Annotated in this window: 19 protein-coding genes; 13 read left to right on the top strand and 6 right to left on the bottom strand. The window is 45.9% G+C overall.

Going from position 1 to position 16,232, the window contains the following annotated elements:
- Nucleotides 1-223 precede the first annotated feature (223 nt).
- The 7 genes from H6F98_RS12105 to H6F98_RS12135 all read left to right on the top strand — a co-directional run bounded on the left by H6F98_RS12105 (nucleotide 224) and on the right by H6F98_RS12135 (nucleotide 2,926).
- Nucleotides 224-367 (top strand): hypothetical protein, encoded by a 144-nt coding sequence (locus tag H6F98_RS12105; protein ID WP_192218945.1) that lies wholly within the window; start codon nucleotides 224-226, stop codon nucleotides 365-367.
- A gap of 164 nt (nucleotides 368-531) precedes the next feature.
- Nucleotides 532-834 (top strand): AbrB/MazE/SpoVT family DNA-binding domain-containing protein, encoded by a 303-nt coding sequence (locus H6F98_RS12110; RefSeq protein ID WP_199348430.1) that lies wholly within the window; start codon nucleotides 532-534, stop codon nucleotides 832-834.
- Nucleotides 827-1,267: a putative toxin-antitoxin system toxin component, PIN family gene (locus tag H6F98_RS12115; protein ID WP_192218946.1), complete on the top strand. Its 441-nt coding sequence runs from the start codon at nucleotides 827-829 to the stop codon at nucleotides 1,265-1,267. The genes H6F98_RS12110 and H6F98_RS12115 overlap by 8 nt, the downstream gene beginning before the upstream one ends.
- 202 nt (nucleotides 1,268-1,469) lie before the next feature.
- Entirely contained in the window at nucleotides 1,470-1,760 is a 291-nt protein-coding gene (locus H6F98_RS12120; protein ID WP_192218947.1) for a nucleotidyltransferase family protein, read from the top strand.
- Nucleotides 1,757-2,092, top strand: coding sequence for a HepT-like ribonuclease domain-containing protein (locus tag H6F98_RS12125; RefSeq protein ID WP_192218948.1), 336 nt, complete (start codon nucleotides 1,757-1,759; stop codon nucleotides 2,090-2,092). The genes H6F98_RS12120 and H6F98_RS12125 overlap by 4 nt, the downstream gene beginning before the upstream one ends.
- 172 nt (nucleotides 2,093-2,264) lie before the next feature.
- Entirely contained in the window at nucleotides 2,265-2,582 is a 318-nt protein-coding gene (locus H6F98_RS12130) for a DUF433 domain-containing protein (protein ID WP_192218949.1), read from the top strand.
- Entirely contained in the window at nucleotides 2,579-2,926 is a 348-nt protein-coding gene (locus H6F98_RS12135; RefSeq protein ID WP_192218950.1) for a DUF5615 family PIN-like protein, read from the top strand. The genes H6F98_RS12130 and H6F98_RS12135 overlap by 4 nt, the downstream gene beginning before the upstream one ends.
- Nucleotides 2,927-3,180: 254 nt before the next feature.
- Here H6F98_RS12135 and H6F98_RS12140 read toward each other — a convergent pair whose 3' ends face one another.
- Nucleotides 3,181-4,443 carry a cation:proton antiporter gene (locus tag H6F98_RS12140; protein ID WP_192218951.1) on the bottom strand — a complete coding sequence of 421 codons (1,263 nt, stop codon included), beginning with the start codon at nucleotides 4,441-4,443 and terminating at the stop codon, nucleotides 3,181-3,183.
- 224 nt (nucleotides 4,444-4,667) lie between these two features.
- Between H6F98_RS12140 and H6F98_RS12145 the strand changes: the two genes are divergently transcribed.
- Nucleotides 4,668-5,036 (top strand): hypothetical protein, encoded by a 369-nt coding sequence (locus tag H6F98_RS12145; RefSeq protein WP_192218952.1) that lies wholly within the window; start codon nucleotides 4,668-4,670, stop codon nucleotides 5,034-5,036.
- Between the two features lie 215 nt (nucleotides 5,037-5,251).
- Here the strand turns inward: H6F98_RS12145 and H6F98_RS12150 are convergent, their stop codons facing one another.
- Nucleotides 5,252-5,587 carry a DUF2973 domain-containing protein gene (locus H6F98_RS12150; RefSeq protein ID WP_192218953.1) on the bottom strand — a complete coding sequence of 112 codons (336 nt, stop codon included), beginning with the start codon at nucleotides 5,585-5,587 and terminating at the stop codon, nucleotides 5,252-5,254.
- A 140-nt stretch (nucleotides 5,588-5,727) separates the two neighbouring features.
- Nucleotides 5,728-6,072: a DUF2605 domain-containing protein gene (locus H6F98_RS12155; RefSeq protein ID WP_192218954.1), complete on the bottom strand. Its 345-nt coding sequence runs from the start codon at nucleotides 6,070-6,072 to the stop codon at nucleotides 5,728-5,730.
- A gap of 216 nt (nucleotides 6,073-6,288) precedes the next feature.
- Between H6F98_RS12155 and thrS the strand changes: the two genes are divergently transcribed.
- The gene (thrS, locus tag H6F98_RS12160; protein WP_192218955.1) at nucleotides 6,289-8,133 is read left to right on the top strand and encodes a threonine--tRNA ligase; all 1,845 of its coding nucleotides are present in this window, start codon (nucleotides 6,289-6,291) and stop codon (nucleotides 8,131-8,133) included.
- Nucleotides 8,134-8,602: 469 nt separating this feature from the next.
- Nucleotides 8,603-9,217 (top strand): alpha/beta hydrolase, encoded by a 615-nt coding sequence (locus H6F98_RS12165; RefSeq protein WP_192219039.1) that lies wholly within the window; start codon nucleotides 8,603-8,605, stop codon nucleotides 9,215-9,217.
- Between the two features lie 53 nt (nucleotides 9,218-9,270).
- Here the strand turns inward: H6F98_RS12165 and H6F98_RS12170 are convergent, their stop codons facing one another.
- Together H6F98_RS12170 and H6F98_RS12175 are read right to left on the bottom strand one after the other, a co-directional pair.
- Nucleotides 9,271-10,608: a TIGR03279 family radical SAM protein gene (locus H6F98_RS12170; RefSeq protein ID WP_192218956.1), complete on the bottom strand. Its 1,338-nt coding sequence runs from the start codon at nucleotides 10,606-10,608 to the stop codon at nucleotides 9,271-9,273.
- Nucleotides 10,609-10,747: 139 nt separating this feature from the next.
- Complete coding sequence (locus H6F98_RS12175) at nucleotides 10,748-11,722, bottom strand: undecaprenyl-diphosphate phosphatase (protein WP_192218957.1); 975 nt, start codon at nucleotides 11,720-11,722, stop codon at nucleotides 10,748-10,750.
- A 451-nt stretch (nucleotides 11,723-12,173) separates the two neighbouring features.
- On the opposite strand from H6F98_RS12175, the gene H6F98_RS12180 reads away from it, so the two are divergent.
- The 3 genes from H6F98_RS12180 to H6F98_RS12190 all read left to right on the top strand — a co-directional run bounded on the left by H6F98_RS12180 (nucleotide 12,174) and on the right by H6F98_RS12190 (nucleotide 15,602).
- Nucleotides 12,174-12,791: a DUF3120 domain-containing protein gene (locus H6F98_RS12180; protein WP_192219040.1), complete on the top strand. Its 618-nt coding sequence runs from the start codon at nucleotides 12,174-12,176 to the stop codon at nucleotides 12,789-12,791.
- A gap of 146 nt (nucleotides 12,792-12,937) precedes the next feature.
- Nucleotides 12,938-13,939, top strand: coding sequence for an adenylate/guanylate cyclase domain-containing protein (locus H6F98_RS12185; RefSeq protein WP_192219041.1), 1,002 nt, complete (start codon nucleotides 12,938-12,940; stop codon nucleotides 13,937-13,939).
- 394 nt (nucleotides 13,940-14,333) lie between these two features.
- Complete coding sequence (locus H6F98_RS12190; RefSeq protein ID WP_192219042.1) at nucleotides 14,334-15,602, top strand: class I SAM-dependent methyltransferase; 1,269 nt, start codon at nucleotides 14,334-14,336, stop codon at nucleotides 15,600-15,602.
- Nucleotides 15,603-15,614: 12 nt separating this feature from the next.
- On the opposite strand, the gene H6F98_RS12195 is transcribed toward H6F98_RS12190, so the two are convergent.
- Nucleotides 15,615-16,151, bottom strand: coding sequence for a hypothetical protein (locus tag H6F98_RS12195; RefSeq protein WP_192218958.1), 537 nt, complete (start codon nucleotides 16,149-16,151; stop codon nucleotides 15,615-15,617).
- Between the last annotated feature and the right edge of the window lie 81 nt (nucleotides 16,152-16,232).

Raw genomic sequence — 16,232 nt, forward strand, 5'->3', positions numbered from 1 at the left:
CAAACACGATCAATTACCGTTACTTGATTAATGCTCTTTTGGCGCGTCCCTACTTGAATAATATATTTGTACTACAAATTGGCGATCGCGCTGTGCCAGTTGCGTAAGTCCTGATGAGTTATCGAGACTTTCACCGCGCTTGGCATGGTAAGCTCTCCTTCGCTTAATCATTCGGTACTTGACAAACGAGCGATCGCCTTTCCCCTCATCCAGCAGGATATCGATGTGCGATTCGCTAATGCGATCGCTTCGCTTCACGCGCTACATACAAGATATGCAACGATCGCGCCCTCCTAATCAAACACCTCCAAAAGTGCGATCGCGCTACACACAGACTATGCGATCGCTACATGGTGGAATAGATTAATAGGAGCAAAGAGGCGATCGCTCCTGTTGCTACTCCTTCACAGCAAAGGAAAGCGATTGTGCAAAGCGCAGCATCAGAGGCGATCGCATTCTAGAAAAGAGCAATTATTCAGGAAAGTTTGCAACAATCAAGTTAAAGGTCTGATTCGGATAAAGGTTAAGCTCGTGACATCCATATCACAAAACACTAACGTCGAGATGAAAGCCTTCCCTATCCGCCTGCAAGAAAATGGGCAAATTACCGTCCCGCAACCTGTACAGGATAACCTCAACCTCACTGAAGGGGATATGCTAACACTGCTGCAAGTTGGTAATCTAGTCTTGCTCACTCCCAAACAGCCTCAAGTTCCCCAACTAGCAGATAAAATTACGGCAATCATGGAAGCAGAAGGCATCACCTTAACGGATTTACTAGATGGAATAGAAACAGAACGCGAGGCAATCTGGCAAGAACAACAAAATGCCTAGCATCTTTGCCGACTCCAGTGTATTGATTGCTGGGGCAGGTTCACCCACTGGAGCTAGTCGAGCTGTACTGACAATGGCTGAAATTGGTCTTTTCAAATTAGTCATATCACAGCAAGTAATAGAAGAGTGCCAACGCAATCTCAGTAGAAAATTACCCGCAGCCATACCCATTTTCACACAACTGCTAACTGCTATCGACCCCGAAATTCAACCTAACCCACCCGTAGCAGAATTAGCTCGATGGACATCAATTATTGAAGCCAAAGATGTTCCAATTCTAGCCGCTGCCGTGTTAGCCAATATTGACCGTCTATTAACATTAAATACTAAAGACTTTACCCCCGAAGTTGCCGCACAAAGCGGATTGATTATCCAAACTCCCGCCGAGTTTATTAGAGAAATTCGAGAAATTGTAGAAAGAGGTTTGCAGTAACAAACCACTTACCACAGTTTGAAAGAGAGTGATTGCCTCTCCCAATCCAACACCATAAAATTGCGATTGCCTTCTCTTAAAGACGTTACGCAAACGGCACCAGCAAAGTTGCTCGCGCTAAACACAGACTATGCGATCGCTACATGGTGAAATAGATTAATAGGAGAAAAGAGGCGATCGCTCCAATGTAGAGGATTCAGTCATGACAATTTATGAGCGTTTGCAAGCCAACCGAGAACGTATTCTCCAAACTGCCGCTAAATATGGAGCCTACAACGTTCGGATTTTTGGTTCAGTAGCACGGGGAGAAGCCGATGCAAGCAGCGATGTAGATTTTCTAGTCGAAATCGAACCTGGACGGAGCTTGTTCGATTTGGGAGGATTGTTGATGGACTTGCAAGAACTACTCAATTGCAAAGTCGATATCGTCACTGAAAAAGGATTGCGAGAGCGAATTCGGGAACGGGTGTTAAAAGAGGCAATTTCCTTGTGAGAGACGATCGCGAAAAGCTGCGCGACATCCTAGAAGCAATTGAACGGATCGAGCGCTACGCCATTCAAGGGCGACAGAGCTTTGAGGAAGATGAACTCATTCAAACTTGGTTTATCCGACACCTTGAGATTATCGGTGAGGCATCTCGTGCTTTATCGTCAGCTACCAGAGAACAGCATCCTGATATACCTTGGACACAAATGATTGGGATGCGAAATATTTTGACTCACAATTACTTTGAACTTGACCTAGACGTTGTGTGGTCTGTTGTAGAGCATAATTTGCCAGAACTCAAACCCAAGATTGAAGCAATTTTGCAATCTTTATCCTGACAGGCGCAGGATAAACTGATTTCCTAGTTCAGGTCGTCTGTACACGCTTCGCTAATGCTTCACGTCATAGGCGAGAATATGCGATCGCCTCATTGAGTGAGATATCGACTCGAACTCGCACCTCCCAATCTCCCAACGATAAAATAATCACTAAATCAACCAACCAAACACCATGACACTCACAAATACTGAGTATAAATATGTGCAACTTGACGAAAATCACGTTCCTATTATTGCTGGAACCACAATGAAAGTTGTTGAGTTAGTCACATCTGTCATGGCTTACGGTTGGAGTCCTGAAAAATTACATTTTCAGTATCCTCATGTATCTCTGAGTAAAATTCATTCCGCACTAGCTTATTACTGGGATCATAAAGAGGAAATTGATGCAGATATCCAGCGACGCTTTGAATTTGCAGAACGGTTACGACGGGAAGCAGGTCCATCCCCTCTAGCTGCTAAATTGCGGAAGCAAGGGCTATTGAAGTGAGTATAGCTCTCTACATGGATGAGCAAGTTCCTCGACAAATTACTACTGGGTTACGTCTGCGAGGTGTAGATGTTTTGACTGTCCAAGAAGACGAACGGCTTGGTACACCTGACCCGATGTTACTTGATCGTGCCAATGAACTCGGACGGGTTATGTTTTCGCGAGATGATGATTTTTTGGCAGAAGCATATCGCCGTCAGGTTGAGAGTATAGTCTTTTCCGGTGTCATATACGCCCATCAACTGCTTGTTTCAATTGGTGATTGTGTACGGGACTTAGAAACTATTGCTAAAGTCTATAACCCTGAAGATTTAGCCAACCGCGTCGAATATCTGCCTTTATAAATGCGATCGCGCTACACACAGACTATGCGATCGCTACATAGTGAAATAGATTAATCGCACCAGTACGCTAACGAACTTTGAGAGAAGGTGCGATCGCCATACTACTCACCAATTACATCAGAAGAATTTTCGCCCTTGGCGTTGCCGGAGCCTAGCGCAAATCGCCTTTCTCCAAGCTACCCCGTAGCCTTTGTTTAGAGCAATTGTGCAACCTGCACAGTATTCAAAACAGAGGAATAATTTTTGTGTGACCTCTAAGATTCCTCAGGACGGGTTGCCAAATTAACATTTTTACGGCGGCGCTTGGTGCGACGCTCATACCAGTTCATCAGCGGTGTTGAACTAATCCCATGGATAATAACAGAAATAACAACCGTGATGTAGGTAATCCAAGCAATTCGCTCAGCCAATTCTCCTTTTAAGCTCTCTCCAAGAGCATAAGTTAGGTAATACAAAGAGCCGACACCTCGAATCCCAAACCAGCCAAGTAACCAACGCTTTTGCGGGGGAAAGCGAGTGCCAATCGTGCTAATCCAAACCCCTACAGGTCGAATCACAAAAAGCAATAATCCTGCTACCAGAAGCCCGTCACCAGCAAATTGCCGCATCGGCTCAACGAGCAGTAGAGAACCGAGTAGCAAAATAGTCCCTACCTCAAGGAGTTTTTCAACTTGCTCTGTGAATTCAAACTGAGAATGTTGCTTCTCTGGGTCGTGGCGGTAACTACGCTGTACCACAATTCCTGCTACAAAAACCGCGAGAAAGCCATAGCCGTTTACAACCTCTGTTAAAGAATAGGTCAGTAAAATAGTACTGAGAGCAACGAAGTCCTCCAAAATCTCATCTATCTCTCGGTATCGTTGAAGGTAGTGGTCTATCCAGACAACTGCCTTAGGCACTAGAATGCCCATCACAATTCCCGCCGCGATCGCCCAGATTAAATCAACAGCAACCCATTGTCCAAGCCAGCTTTGCCAATTGTCATCCTCTAGCCAGTGGAGTCCGAAATAGACAAAGGGAAAAGCAAGCGCATCGTTTAACCCACCTTCAGAGGTCAAACCAAATCGCAACTCATCTTTATCTTTAACATCAGTAAGCTGAACATCTGAGGCTAAGACTGGGTCGGTTGGTGCGAGAATTGCTCCAAGTAAAATGGCAGCTCCCCAATTTAGTCCTAAAATCCAATGTCCCACTGCTGCGATCGCAAAGATGGAAATTGGCATCAAAAGACCAATCAGCCGAGCCGTTGAATTCCAAGCCCGTAGATTCAAAGGGCGATTCATTTTGTTGCCGCAGCTAAACACAGAGACAATCACAACAAACTCTGTGACACGCTGCAAAAACTCTGCGTCGGGACGTATTTGAATCAGATTGAACCCATAAGGGCCCAGCAAAATACCAACAAGTAAGTAGATTTGGGCATAGGAAAGCGGCCACCGAGAAATCCAGCCTGACCCTAAGGTGACGAGAAGCAGGAGTAGACCAATGACCAGTAGGTCAAGAATATAGATATCCACAAAAGCGACGCAATTGGATAGATAGGAGTGCCTTGTGAGCTTAGCTACTTTACTTCTAGATCCAAATCAGCTTGTAGCTAGATTTTTTTTAGATGCCGTCTGATATGTCTGTGCTAGGTGTTACAAGATCAGTGTTTTTGTCAGCAAGACAGCACAAATTTACTAAATTGCTCAAAAACTGAGTTAGCTGCTGTTAGTTTAGAACAGTGCAATGGAGAAGCTAAATGTGGGTTGTCAATGTTATTTTGATTTTTACCGTGATCGGTGTTGTGGGTTGGTTACTTTGGAATTATCAGCAGGAGTTAACCAATGCTTTTGCTGTATTGATTACAGGATGTGAGTCGCTAATATTTGCCACTGGCTTCATCCTTGTTGAAGCTGTAAAAGCAGCCGTCATTGCGTCTGTTGTTGGTGGCATTTTTGGTTTAATTTTTTTTGTCGCTAAAGCCCCACAGTCAATTACCAAGGCTGCCGCAATTAGTATTGCAACTCTTGTTTTTGCTCTACTAGTACTTAAGGCAATGTGGGAAAACTTCAACAATTTACGTTGGAGTATCCGTCATGAAATTCGTAATCGCTCTCGCAGACGCTAAGAATTTTAATACCTCTACATTACTCTTTTTCTCTAAGTGTTGTGGAGATTCAAAAGGGTTTGTTATACCCCGAATTATTTAAGTGGTGCCTCAGGCAGTGTATTGTTTAAAATTCAACTGCCACTAACGATTGTAAAGTTAATCCAATAAGAGCTTGGAGTTTTCCAAAACTCCAAACTTCCTCAAAAATAATGAGCTGATTGTCAGACTAGCAATCAGCTTTCTTCTGCTCTATCTGTGCGGTTTCCGGGAGAAGACTTATAGAGAGCGTCTAACTGTTCACGAGCGTCTTCGACAGTCATTGAACGCATGACCAAAAGCGGCTCGTTGATGGGATTGCCAGTGTCATCAAGTAGTTCTGGGTGCGGTACAGAACGATATCCTGATCGAGAAGCATTAATTTGCGATCGCCCCCACTCGGCTTGTGACCTTCCGCCTGGAGAGTAATGCCGTTGGGAATCCATGCTAATGGTAAACAAGCTGCGAAGTAGATTGCCAATTGCCAAAAACGCAATAGCAGTAAAGGCAACTAGATAAAGTAGGTGTAGCATTATATCATCCTCCAGACCAAATAGTTTGCTGGTAAATTCTTGTCTAGATAATGGGTAAGAAATTGTTTTTTTATCTGTAGCTAGTTCAGCTTATCACTGAGCAACCAGCTATTTCCTCAATCCCAGGACTCAATAGTATTCTAGTTATCTGAGCCTTCTGAACTGGGTGTCGTGGATGCCATCGTGCGCCATCGCATTCCTACTTGCCAGCACTCACTTACCAATCGATGCCAGGGGACAAGCGTTGAGGTTTCAACCCCCACTTGACCATTGGTGGCTTGAAACATCATCTGAGCTGTAGACACCTCCTGCTGGGCTGTTTTGACTCGCGATAGTAAATCTGATTGTTGCTCCTCACTCAAAAAGGTGATGTCTTCAGTTTCTAATAAAGAGCGCGATCGCGAAAACCAATATTGAAAATCTTCTAATAGCGGCTGCAATAACGTCTTCAGTAATTCTTGTTCGGATGGCTGAGACTGGGGCATGAACTTAAAACAGGTGATTCTCTTGAGTTTATCTTAACTGAGTTTACGATTCTTAACAATTTTTCATACTGCTGTTAATAAACTTGTCAGTCTTCATCAGAATTTTTACAGAGAAACCGCAGGGGAAGAGTCGAAGAGCGTAGTTGACCCAAAAGCAACCTCTGTATCATAGAGGCAGAGAAGAATAATCAATTGAACTGGAAGAAAATCCCCTCAATGCAACAGCCGCCGATGCCCAACCCAGAAGATTCAGAGCAGCCAGAAAAAATCAATCTGCCCCGCACAAGTGAATCCGTATCCTTGAAAAAGATTCGTCACACCACCTCCCATATCATGGCGATGGCAGTGCAGAAGCTCTTTCCAGAGGCACAGGTGACTATCGGCCCCTGGATTGAGAATGGTTTTTATTATGATTTCGACAAACCAGAGCCATTTACTGAGCAAGACCTGAAGACCATTAAAAAAGAGATGATCAAAATCATCAACCGTAAATTGCCAGTAATTCGGGAAGAGGTAAGTCGAGAAGAGGCCGAACGTCGGATTAAGGACATCAATGAGCCTTACAAACTAGAAATCCTCGAAGGACTAGAAGACCCAATTACGATTTACCACCTCGGTGAGGAGTGGTGGGACTTGTGTGCTGGGCCACACTTGGAAAACACCAAGGAACTACACCCAAAGGCATTTGAATTAGAAAGCGTTGCGGGTGCTTATTGGCGAGGCGATGCCACAAAGGCTCAGCTACAGCGAATTTACGGCACAGCTTGGGAAACACCAGAGCAACTAGCAGAATACAAGCGTCGTAAGGAAGAAGCCCTGAAACGCGACCATCGCAAGCTAGGGAAGGAACTGGGACTGTTTATCTTTTCGGATCAAGTCGGCCCAGGATTACCGCTTTGGACACCGAAGGGAACTGTGTTACGAAGTACCTTAGAAGACTTCCTGAAACAAGAACAACTCAAACGCGGTTATCTACCAGTGGTAACTCCTCACATCGGTAGAGTAGATTTATTCAAGACATCGGGACATTGGCAGAAGTACAAGCAAGATATGTTCCCGATGATGGCGGAGGATGAAGCAGCAGCGGCTCAAGAACAGGGCTTTGCCCTCAAGCCGATGAATTGTCCCTTCCACATCCAAATCTATAAGAGCGAGTTGCGTTCCTACCGTGATTTGCCCTTGCGTCTTGCTGAATTTGGTACCGTCTACCGCTATGAGCAATCTGGAGAACTCGGAGGCTTAACACGGGTGCGCGGCTTTACCGTGGATGATTCACACCTGTTCGTCACACCCGAACAACTGGATGCTGAATTCTTGAGCGTAGTAGATTTGATTTTGTCTGTGTTCAACAGTTTGCAGCTAAAGAACTTCAGGGCAAGACTCAGTTTCCGCGATCCAGCAGATGATAAATACATGGGTTCTGATGAAGCATGGGATAAGGCAGAATCTGCTATCCGCCGTGCAGTGGAAACATTAGGGATGGAACACTTCGACGGTATTGGAGAGGCAGCGTTTTATGGCCCCAAACTAGACTTTATCTTCCGGGATGCACTAGAGCGAGAGTGGCAACTAGGTACGGTACAGGTAGATTACAACCTACCAGAGCGTTTTGATTTAGAGTACGTTGCTGAAGATGGTACTCGGAAACGTCCGGTAATGATTCACCGTGCGCCTTTTGGTTCTCTAGAGCGACTCGTTGGAATTTTGATTGAGGAGTACGCTGGGGATTTCCCCTTCTGGTTAGCGCCAGTACAAGTGCGGATTGCACAGGTGAGCGAGGCGCAACTCCCCTATGCCCAGGAAGTTGCTAAACAAATGCGACTCTCAGGTATCCGTGCCGAAGCCGATACCAGTGGCGAACGCTTACCCAAGCAAATCCGTAATGCCGAGAAGGGAAAAATCCCTGTAATGGCAGTGGTGGGAGCAGAGGAGGTTGAGAATAATACTCTCAGCATTCGTCTGCGTGCCGCTGGTGAGAAATCGAAAGATTTGGGGGCAATTCCTGTTACTGAAGTGATTGAAAGGATGAAGGATGCGATTGCCAATCACAGTGATTTTTAGGGTTTTTTACCAAAAAATCACGGGTCTAAAGCCCCGCCCTTAAGGGCGTAAGGATTGTACAATAGATACATGGGCAGGGCGCTGTCCATTGGACTAGATAATGTAAGACGGGTTATGCCTGCAATTATTGTTTGAATCCAGAATCCTCGTGCGTTTACGCCGAGGAGTGCGTCAAGGCACAGCATCCGTTGTGTTCGTTCACAGGAAGCCCTGAAACAAGTTTGAGGGGAAAGGAAATTATTCTATTCCCCTTAATTTGACCGATTGGCGATCGCTTCAGCTCAACAACACTAAGATCAAAGCAGTGCGTTGGATTTTGGGGTCGTGTGCTTTGAAAACTAAACAATTCAATCGGCGTCAATTTCTGCTACTTAGCGGTGCCACTGTCTCAACGACGCTGTTAAAAGCTTGCACAAAAAACTCTACGTCTGCCCAAAATCCAACTGATTCTGATTTGGGAGATAAGTATTTGTCGTTAAAATTCATCTCAGTTCCACCAGCAACAGGTCAAGCACCAACAGCCTTAATTGTCTGCTTGCATGGCTTTGGTGGAAAATCTCAGGAACTAGCACCCTTTGCACCAGTATTAAACCTGCCAGAATACCAGTTCCTATTCCCCGATGCCCCTTACCCCCATCCCAGTGTCTCTGGCGGTAGGATGTGGTACAACCTGCAAAGTCAGGATGAACAGGGCTTAGTCTCAAGTCGGCAGCAGCTAACAGACTGGCTAAAGTCTCTAGAAGCTAGTACGGGTGTCCCTTTATCGCGCACGATCTTGACTGGATTTTCTCAAGGTGGTGCAATGACGCTAGATGTAGGTTTAACTTTACCCCTTGCTGGCTTAGTGTCCCTGAGTGGCTATATGCACCCAAAACCTAATCTATCGGGTAAATCCTTGCCTCCCGTCTTGATTGTGCATGGTAAACAAGACCAAGTTGTTTCTCTTGCTGCCGCGCAACGGGCTAGGGATAGCCTAACAGCCGCAGGAGCGGCAGTGAAGTATCAAGAATATAATATGGGGCATGAAATAACACCAGAAGTATTGGCTCTAGTGCGAAGTTTTATCGTGGATATTCTTCCGTAGGATTAGAGCGGCACTAAGACTTGAGGAAACAGCGGAGAATTGTAAGCTGACGGCTAATTACCTTTAATGCAAGCTTTAATAAGTTCCTCAGTGCCGTTAACTGGCAAAATTGGAGTTTCCAACTGACGGGCAAGTTCTTCTACCGTCATGTCATCGAGAAAACGAGTATCGTTTTGCTTCAGCATTAGAGAGGGTAGCAGGATTGCCTCACCTAAATCTTTTCCCTGCAAGCCCTTAAGTAAGTCTTGCCCAGTAAGCAAGCCAGTCACAGTAATCTCCTGTCCCCAGTAGTCACTACGCAACGCTGCCAGCCTTACTTCCAGTCCTTCTACTGTATTCAACTGCTGCACAAGGGGCTGGAAGGCTTGTTCAACGGCATTGCCTACTACCCAGGTGAAGCTTCGATGTGTGTCTAGTCGTGGTGGCAGTTCCTCAGAGGCAATATTCTGAAACTGCTTGAGGAACTGACGAATTGAACCGACACCGTTACCAATTTGGGGGTAATCTTCGTAATGGGATTCCGGCGGTAAGTCCTGTCGGGCAATTAAAAACCACTCATCGGCTAACCAAGCAAAAGTAGAACCCCACTGCTGGCGAAACTTCTCCTGAAGCTGTTGAACTTGGTGAATTACTTCCTCTGCTTTCTCGCGACTGACTGGTGTCAACTCATCTTCTGTTGGGCGAAAGCGGGTTAACCCGACGGGTACGACAGCAGCGGAGGCAACGGCTGGTACTTCACCCGTATGGAATTGTGCCAAGTCTAACAGCGTCCGTTCCAAGTGAGTGCCATCATTAATCCCAGGACAAACAACAACCTGAGCATGAATTTGTAGCCGTCGCTCCTGAAACCAATTGAGTTGCTCTAGAATCTGTCCAGCGCGTTGGTTTTTCAACAAACGTCTACGAATATCTGATTCAGTGGCGTGGATAGAGACATAGAGGGGGGATAACCGCATCTGTTCTATCCTGTCCCACTCTTTCTGAGTAAGGTTAGTAAGGGTTAAGTATGAACCATAGAGAAAGCTGAGGCGGTAGTCGTCGTCTTTGAGGTACAAAGTTTGCCGCTTACCTGGTGGCTGTTGATCGATGAAGCAAAACGGGCAACGGTTATTGCACTGAATCAAGCCATCAAATAAGGCTGTCTCAAATTCCAGTCCCAAATCGTCGTCGTAGTCTTTCTCTATTTCTACTGAGTGACTTTTTCCTGCTGCATCGAGGACTTCAAGCTCTAGTACTTCATCAGCACAGAGAAACTGATAATCGATCAGGTCACGAGGACGTGTACCGTTGATAGCAACGATCGCATCTCCTGGCTCAAACCCGATCTCAGCGGCAATCGAGTCAGGTAAAACGTTGGTAATTAAAGCGGGACGAACTGAAATCTCACTCATCGGGAACCGTACCGAATCACTAGCCCTAATGCCAGTCTAAGAGATTTGGACTGGTACTCTTATGTTCGCGATCGCAAGAGTAGATGCCCTTGACGTAGCGTCAGCCTCGGTGATTAATCTTTGTGTCACCACAGCACATCTAGATATTTCTCAATAATCCTGTTGCGATCGCACCCAAAATCACAACCCCAAACACCAAGCGATACCAGATAAATACCCAGGTACTCTGAGTTTGCAGGAAGCGCAATAGCCATGCGATCGATAAATATGAAAACACTAAAGCTGAGATAGAACCAATTACAAGGGAGACTAATGCAGCATCCCCTATCCCTTCCTCTAAGGCACCTTTTAACTCCACCAATCCGGCTAACGTAATCGCTGGAATACCAAGTAAAAAAGAAAAACGCGCGGCGGCTGCCCTCTCTAAACCGATAAATAACCCAGCCGTGAGTGTAGAACCTGAACGAGAGACACCAGGAATTAATGCCATTGCCTGTGCTAATCCCATGCAGACACCATCTTGAACCGTCAAATCCTCAAACTCACGCTTTCGCTTTCCTATCTTTTCGGCAAGTCCCAGTAACAGTGCCATTACAATTGAGGCAATTGCGATCGCGCTGAGACTCCGTAGCGGTGAATTATCAAAGTCAGGAATAAATATTTTGATCAGCAGTCCGAAGAAGACGATGGGAATAGTTCCCAACGCAATTCCTACTGCCATCCGAAAGTCAGTAGATTGGTAGTCAGAGGTTCGGATTGCTTTGATCGCTCCAGTCGTGATTTGAACCAAATCTTTCCAGAAATACCAAAGTACGGCGGCAATACTGCCTAGTTGAATCACCGCTGTATACGCCACACCGGGATCGCCCCAACCTAGTGCCACTGGTACCACTTTTAAATGAGCTGTACTACTAATTGGCAAGAACTCGGTTAACCCCTGCACCATACCCAGAACCACAGCCTGGAAAGCATTAACTTGGGGCGTTGCTGTTGTGGACGTTGATGCCACATCTGGTGACAGGGTTGTGCCGAGAACGTTTAAGGGAAAAGTGAGGATTGCGCTGATTACACCAATGCCAAAGAGCTTGAACCACTGACCTCGAAATCTAACCATACATTATCCCTATTTGCCTACGGTTAATTTTGTCCACAGCTTAGCAAGCATCTTATTAATTCCTGTAAAAGTTTGAGTGAATCTCTCGTTAAGTTTTACTGGCGGCTTTTAAGCTTCACCTTCTCAGGCAGAAATCAATCGGCATTCTTGCATACCTTACTAAGAATTGCCAACAGCATCAGGACTTCCTTCCAAGTTCTTCCCACATCAAGAGTGCCAATCCCGTGGCTGGTCAATGGGTCAAATCTGAAATAAGATTATTCATATCCCCCCTGGGGGCATAGATTCTGTGGTATCTTGAGATATATAAACATAAGTAAAGAATATTAACAATATCTTGTTTAACAATACCTGGTTCTCATCTTCCGCTTCTGGTTTCTCAGACCAGTCAGAGCAAATTTTTCTACCTGGTGACGCGGCTACGTTAATTGGCAACCGACAAGCTTGGTTAATGTTTGCAGCCGCATCGTTTCTCGTTTCCGTACCTGTGTTCGTCCAAGCACCATTAGTGCGGCAGCTACCATTGTTAAGTTTAGTAATGACCTTGCTTTGGGTAGGGCTGGGGTTAAGGCTACTGAAGCGAACAGAAACAAAAATCTGGGGAGATTTGCTGCTGGGATTTAGTTGGAGTTGGCTGGCTGGCTCAATTTATTGGGGTTGGCTACGTTGGGAACCTTTAATTCACTTACCAGTCGAGGCAATTGGTCTACCCTTTGCCGTGTGGGGTTTGTGGCGTGGCTGGGGAATGGTAGGAAATCTATTTTACCTGGGTTCTTTGTTCGGAACCGCTCTAACTGATGTATATTTCTATCTAACCGACTTAATTCCTCACTGGCGTCAGGTGATGCAAGTTGACCCTGCACTCGCAACGCCGATTTTTCAAAGTGCGATCGCTCAAGTGCAAACTCCTTGGGGAATTAGCTGGGCTGTAGTGTTGATTGGTACTCTTTTAGTCGTTGGTCTTTGGTCATTGGGTAAAGGACAGTTGCAATGGTGGGCATTTAGTGGTGCAGTCTTGAGTACAATTTTGGTAGACAGTCTGTTTTGGGTGGCAGCTTCCTTAGCCTGAATGTCCCTGATTGTTCGTCATGAACAAAGCATCGCTTCAGGTACACTCAGTAGTTTTCTTTCCGGAATCACTAAGTTGGCTCCAGAATGCATCTACTAGATCAACTAGAACAACGTTTCTGTTAACCCATCTTTGCTTCTGTGCCTGTGGTGACTCTGCGATCCACTCCCTATTTACTTCTACCGACTGACACCGGTAACCGCTATCTGCCATTGGTGGGGAGCAATTGCTGGACTGTTGGTCGTAGTGATGATAATAACTTTGTCTTATCAGATCGCTGGATTTCCCGAAATCACGCGATGTTGCAGTGTACTGAAACGGGTGACTTTTACCTGATTGATTTAGGAAGTCGCAATGGTTCCTTTGTTAATGGACGCCGGGTCAGTATTCCAGTAACCTTGCGAAATGGCGATCACCTTACTTTTGGTCAGACAGAGTTAGAGTTTCATTGCCCATCCAGCAGCCGTAATACAGATTTCAGTCAGGGAAATGAGAAAGAAACCATCACTTCAGCGCTGCATGTGCGTCGTCTGATGTCAGTGATGGTAGTAGATATCCGTGATTTCACCGTTCTCACTCGCCAGCTTGACGAAAAAATTCTGTCAGCAGTCATTGGTACTTGGTTCCGTCAATCAGGCAACATCATCCGCCAGTCTGGCAGTTGGGTAGACAAATATATCGGGGATGCAGTCATGGCGATTTGGTTCCATGGTTCCCAAGAAATTAGTAGTGAAGAAACCTTGAATATTTTGCAAGCCGTCAGTGCGCTGCATAAAATGACATCGGCTCTTTCTAAGCAGTATCCTCTACCCTTCCCCTTGCGGATTGGGACGGGACTGAATACTGGCTATGCGATGGTAGGTAATACAGGTAGTGGCGATCGCCCTGATTATACTGCGATCGGTGATACGGTGAATGCTGCCTTTCGGTTGGAGTCTTCCACTAAGCAAATTGGTTTGGACATTGCTTTGGGAGAAGATACTTACCGCTATCTTCCAGGTTTAGGAGAGCATGAGATTGGCTTCAAGCAACACACCGTTCATCTAAAGGGGTATGAGTCTCCTACGGTTACTTATGCTGGCACTTATGCGGATTTAGATAATTTTTTACGACTGCACTCGGTTCGTCAAGAAACGTTTGAGGTTTGAATTAATTACTGCAAAATTTTAAGTTGTAATGATGGTATTAAGGAAGGGGAATGTCGCTTTCCTTAACGAACAATTATTTTTCGTTGAAAAACCCGGATTGGGGGGAAGATCCCCCACTCCCCCTCCTCACTCTCATCTCCGGTGGGGGACGGAGTGCCTCCCCCAGACCCCCTGTACAAGGTTTTTTTGGTAAGTGATTAGAGGTAATAGGAATTAAACCACTCACCAAGTTTTCTGACTCCTTTCCCACCAGAAGATTACCTATTTCCCTTCTCCCCCCTGCTTCCCCTGCTATCTTAAGCTTAGGTATTCTTAGAGCGGGACAGGGAGTAAGTCAATGCCATTTGTATTAAGGGGGTTTGACAGCAAACTCCTTAATTTTTATGAATTAATTATGCGTAACTCGTTCGATTTCAGGCAAAATTCCCAACCGTCATCAGTTCCAGATGACCAAGCTTTGCGACGCTTGATTGCTACCTCAATTGCTGCCGCACCCAACCAGCGAATTACCTTTGCTGAGTACATGGACTTGGCGCTGTATCAGCCGCAATATGGCTACTACGCCACTGGTTCTGTCAACATTGGCTCAGAAGGTGACTTTTTTACCTCACCTCACTTAGGTAGTGATTTTGGTGAGTTACTTGCTGAGCAATTTGCCCAAATGTGGGAAATTTTAGAACAGCCAACGCCTTTCACCCTAATTGAGATGGGCGCAGGGCAAGGACTGCTGGCGGCAGATATTCTCAGTTACCTCCATCGGTGGCATCCTCAGTGCTTTGAGGCGTTGGAGTATCTCATTGTTGAGAAGGCAGCAGGACTGATTGCTCAGCAGCAGCAGCAACTAGAGAAATTAAGACTACAGCCGTTGTCGGTGCGGTGGTGTTCTTGGGACGAAATACCCGAAAACTCAATCACGGGTTGTTGTTTTTCTAATGAATTGGTGGATGCTTTACCCGTACATCAATTTGTGCTGGAAGCAGGGCAGTTAAAGGAAATCTACGTTACGACAGCCGATGCTACAGGTGAAGAGATTCGCTTTGTCGAGGTTACAGATACTCCTTCAACACCTCGCTTAGAGGAGTACTTTGATTTTGTCGGAATAGATTTGATGTCAGGTGCCTATCCAGATGGCTATCGCAGTGAGGTGAATCTAGCCGCTCTGGATTGGCTAAATACGGTTGCTAAACGCCTGCAACGCGGGTTTTTCTTGACAATTGATTACGGTTATCCAGCCACTCGCTATTACCTCCCATCACGCCACCAAGGGACATTACAGTGCTATTACCGTCACCAGCATCATGATGACCCTTATTTATATGTTGGGCATCAGGATATAACCGCTCATGTAGACTTTACTGCCCTAGACCGTCAGGGAGAATTGTCTGGCTTGCATCGGGTGGGATTTACTCAGCAAGGGTTGTTTTTGATGGCATTGGGATTAGGTGATCGCATTGCCGCGCTCTCCCGTGTGAATGACCCCCAAGGTCAAGCGATCGCTGGAGTACAAGATGTGATGACAATTATGCAGCGTCGTCAGGCGCTACATCAGCTAATGAACCCTATGGGACTAGGAGGATTCGGTGTACTAGTTCAATGTAAAGGGTTAACTGCCGAGGAAGGGCAGCACTCTCTCAAGGGTTTAAGCGTGCCGCCACTATCCTGATGGCAATTGACTTTATTCGATTACCAGAGGCGGATACCCCAGGGAAGCGTTCCAGAAATAAACCCGTTCACAATACCGGGATTGGTTAGTACAGATGGTTTCTATGGAAACGTTGGTCGTACTGGTGACATCTAACGACACCGATGCTTGTTGTCCAGGAGCAACTGTCCGAGTCTCAGCCTTCACCCCATCTAGATAAACGTTAACAACAGCCGCAGGACTATTCCGGTCATTGTCGCGCATCCCAAAATCTAGCTGTAGGGTCTGAAAAATTACTTCTGCCGGATTGGGTTGAAGCTTACAAGTCATAGATGCAGAACGGTCGCCTGGCCCCATGTACAGCCTTGATCTATAAACAGCTTTCCCGACAGAAACATCTTGAGTCTGACGTGCCCAGTTGCCGAGTCCTGTATCAACACAGGTCATTCTGAGGAGAAAGACAGAGAGAAGGGGTGACTCTTGGGCAAATTGCCTGTTTTGTGGTGCTAGAGCCAAAAATAGCAGGGTACTGGCAATGATCTTACTAATTAACTTAGTCTTGTTTTGCATTGAGAGACAGCAAATGCCAATGAGTGTCACGTAAATCATCCCACCTAACGGGAGTTAGACGAAGTGCTTCGGTCGCACTCC

The organism is Microcoleus sp. FACHB-SPT15 (assembly GCF_014849525.1).
Lineage (GTDB): Bacteria > Cyanobacteriota > Cyanobacteriia > Cyanobacteriales > Coleofasciculaceae > Symplocastrum > Symplocastrum torsivum.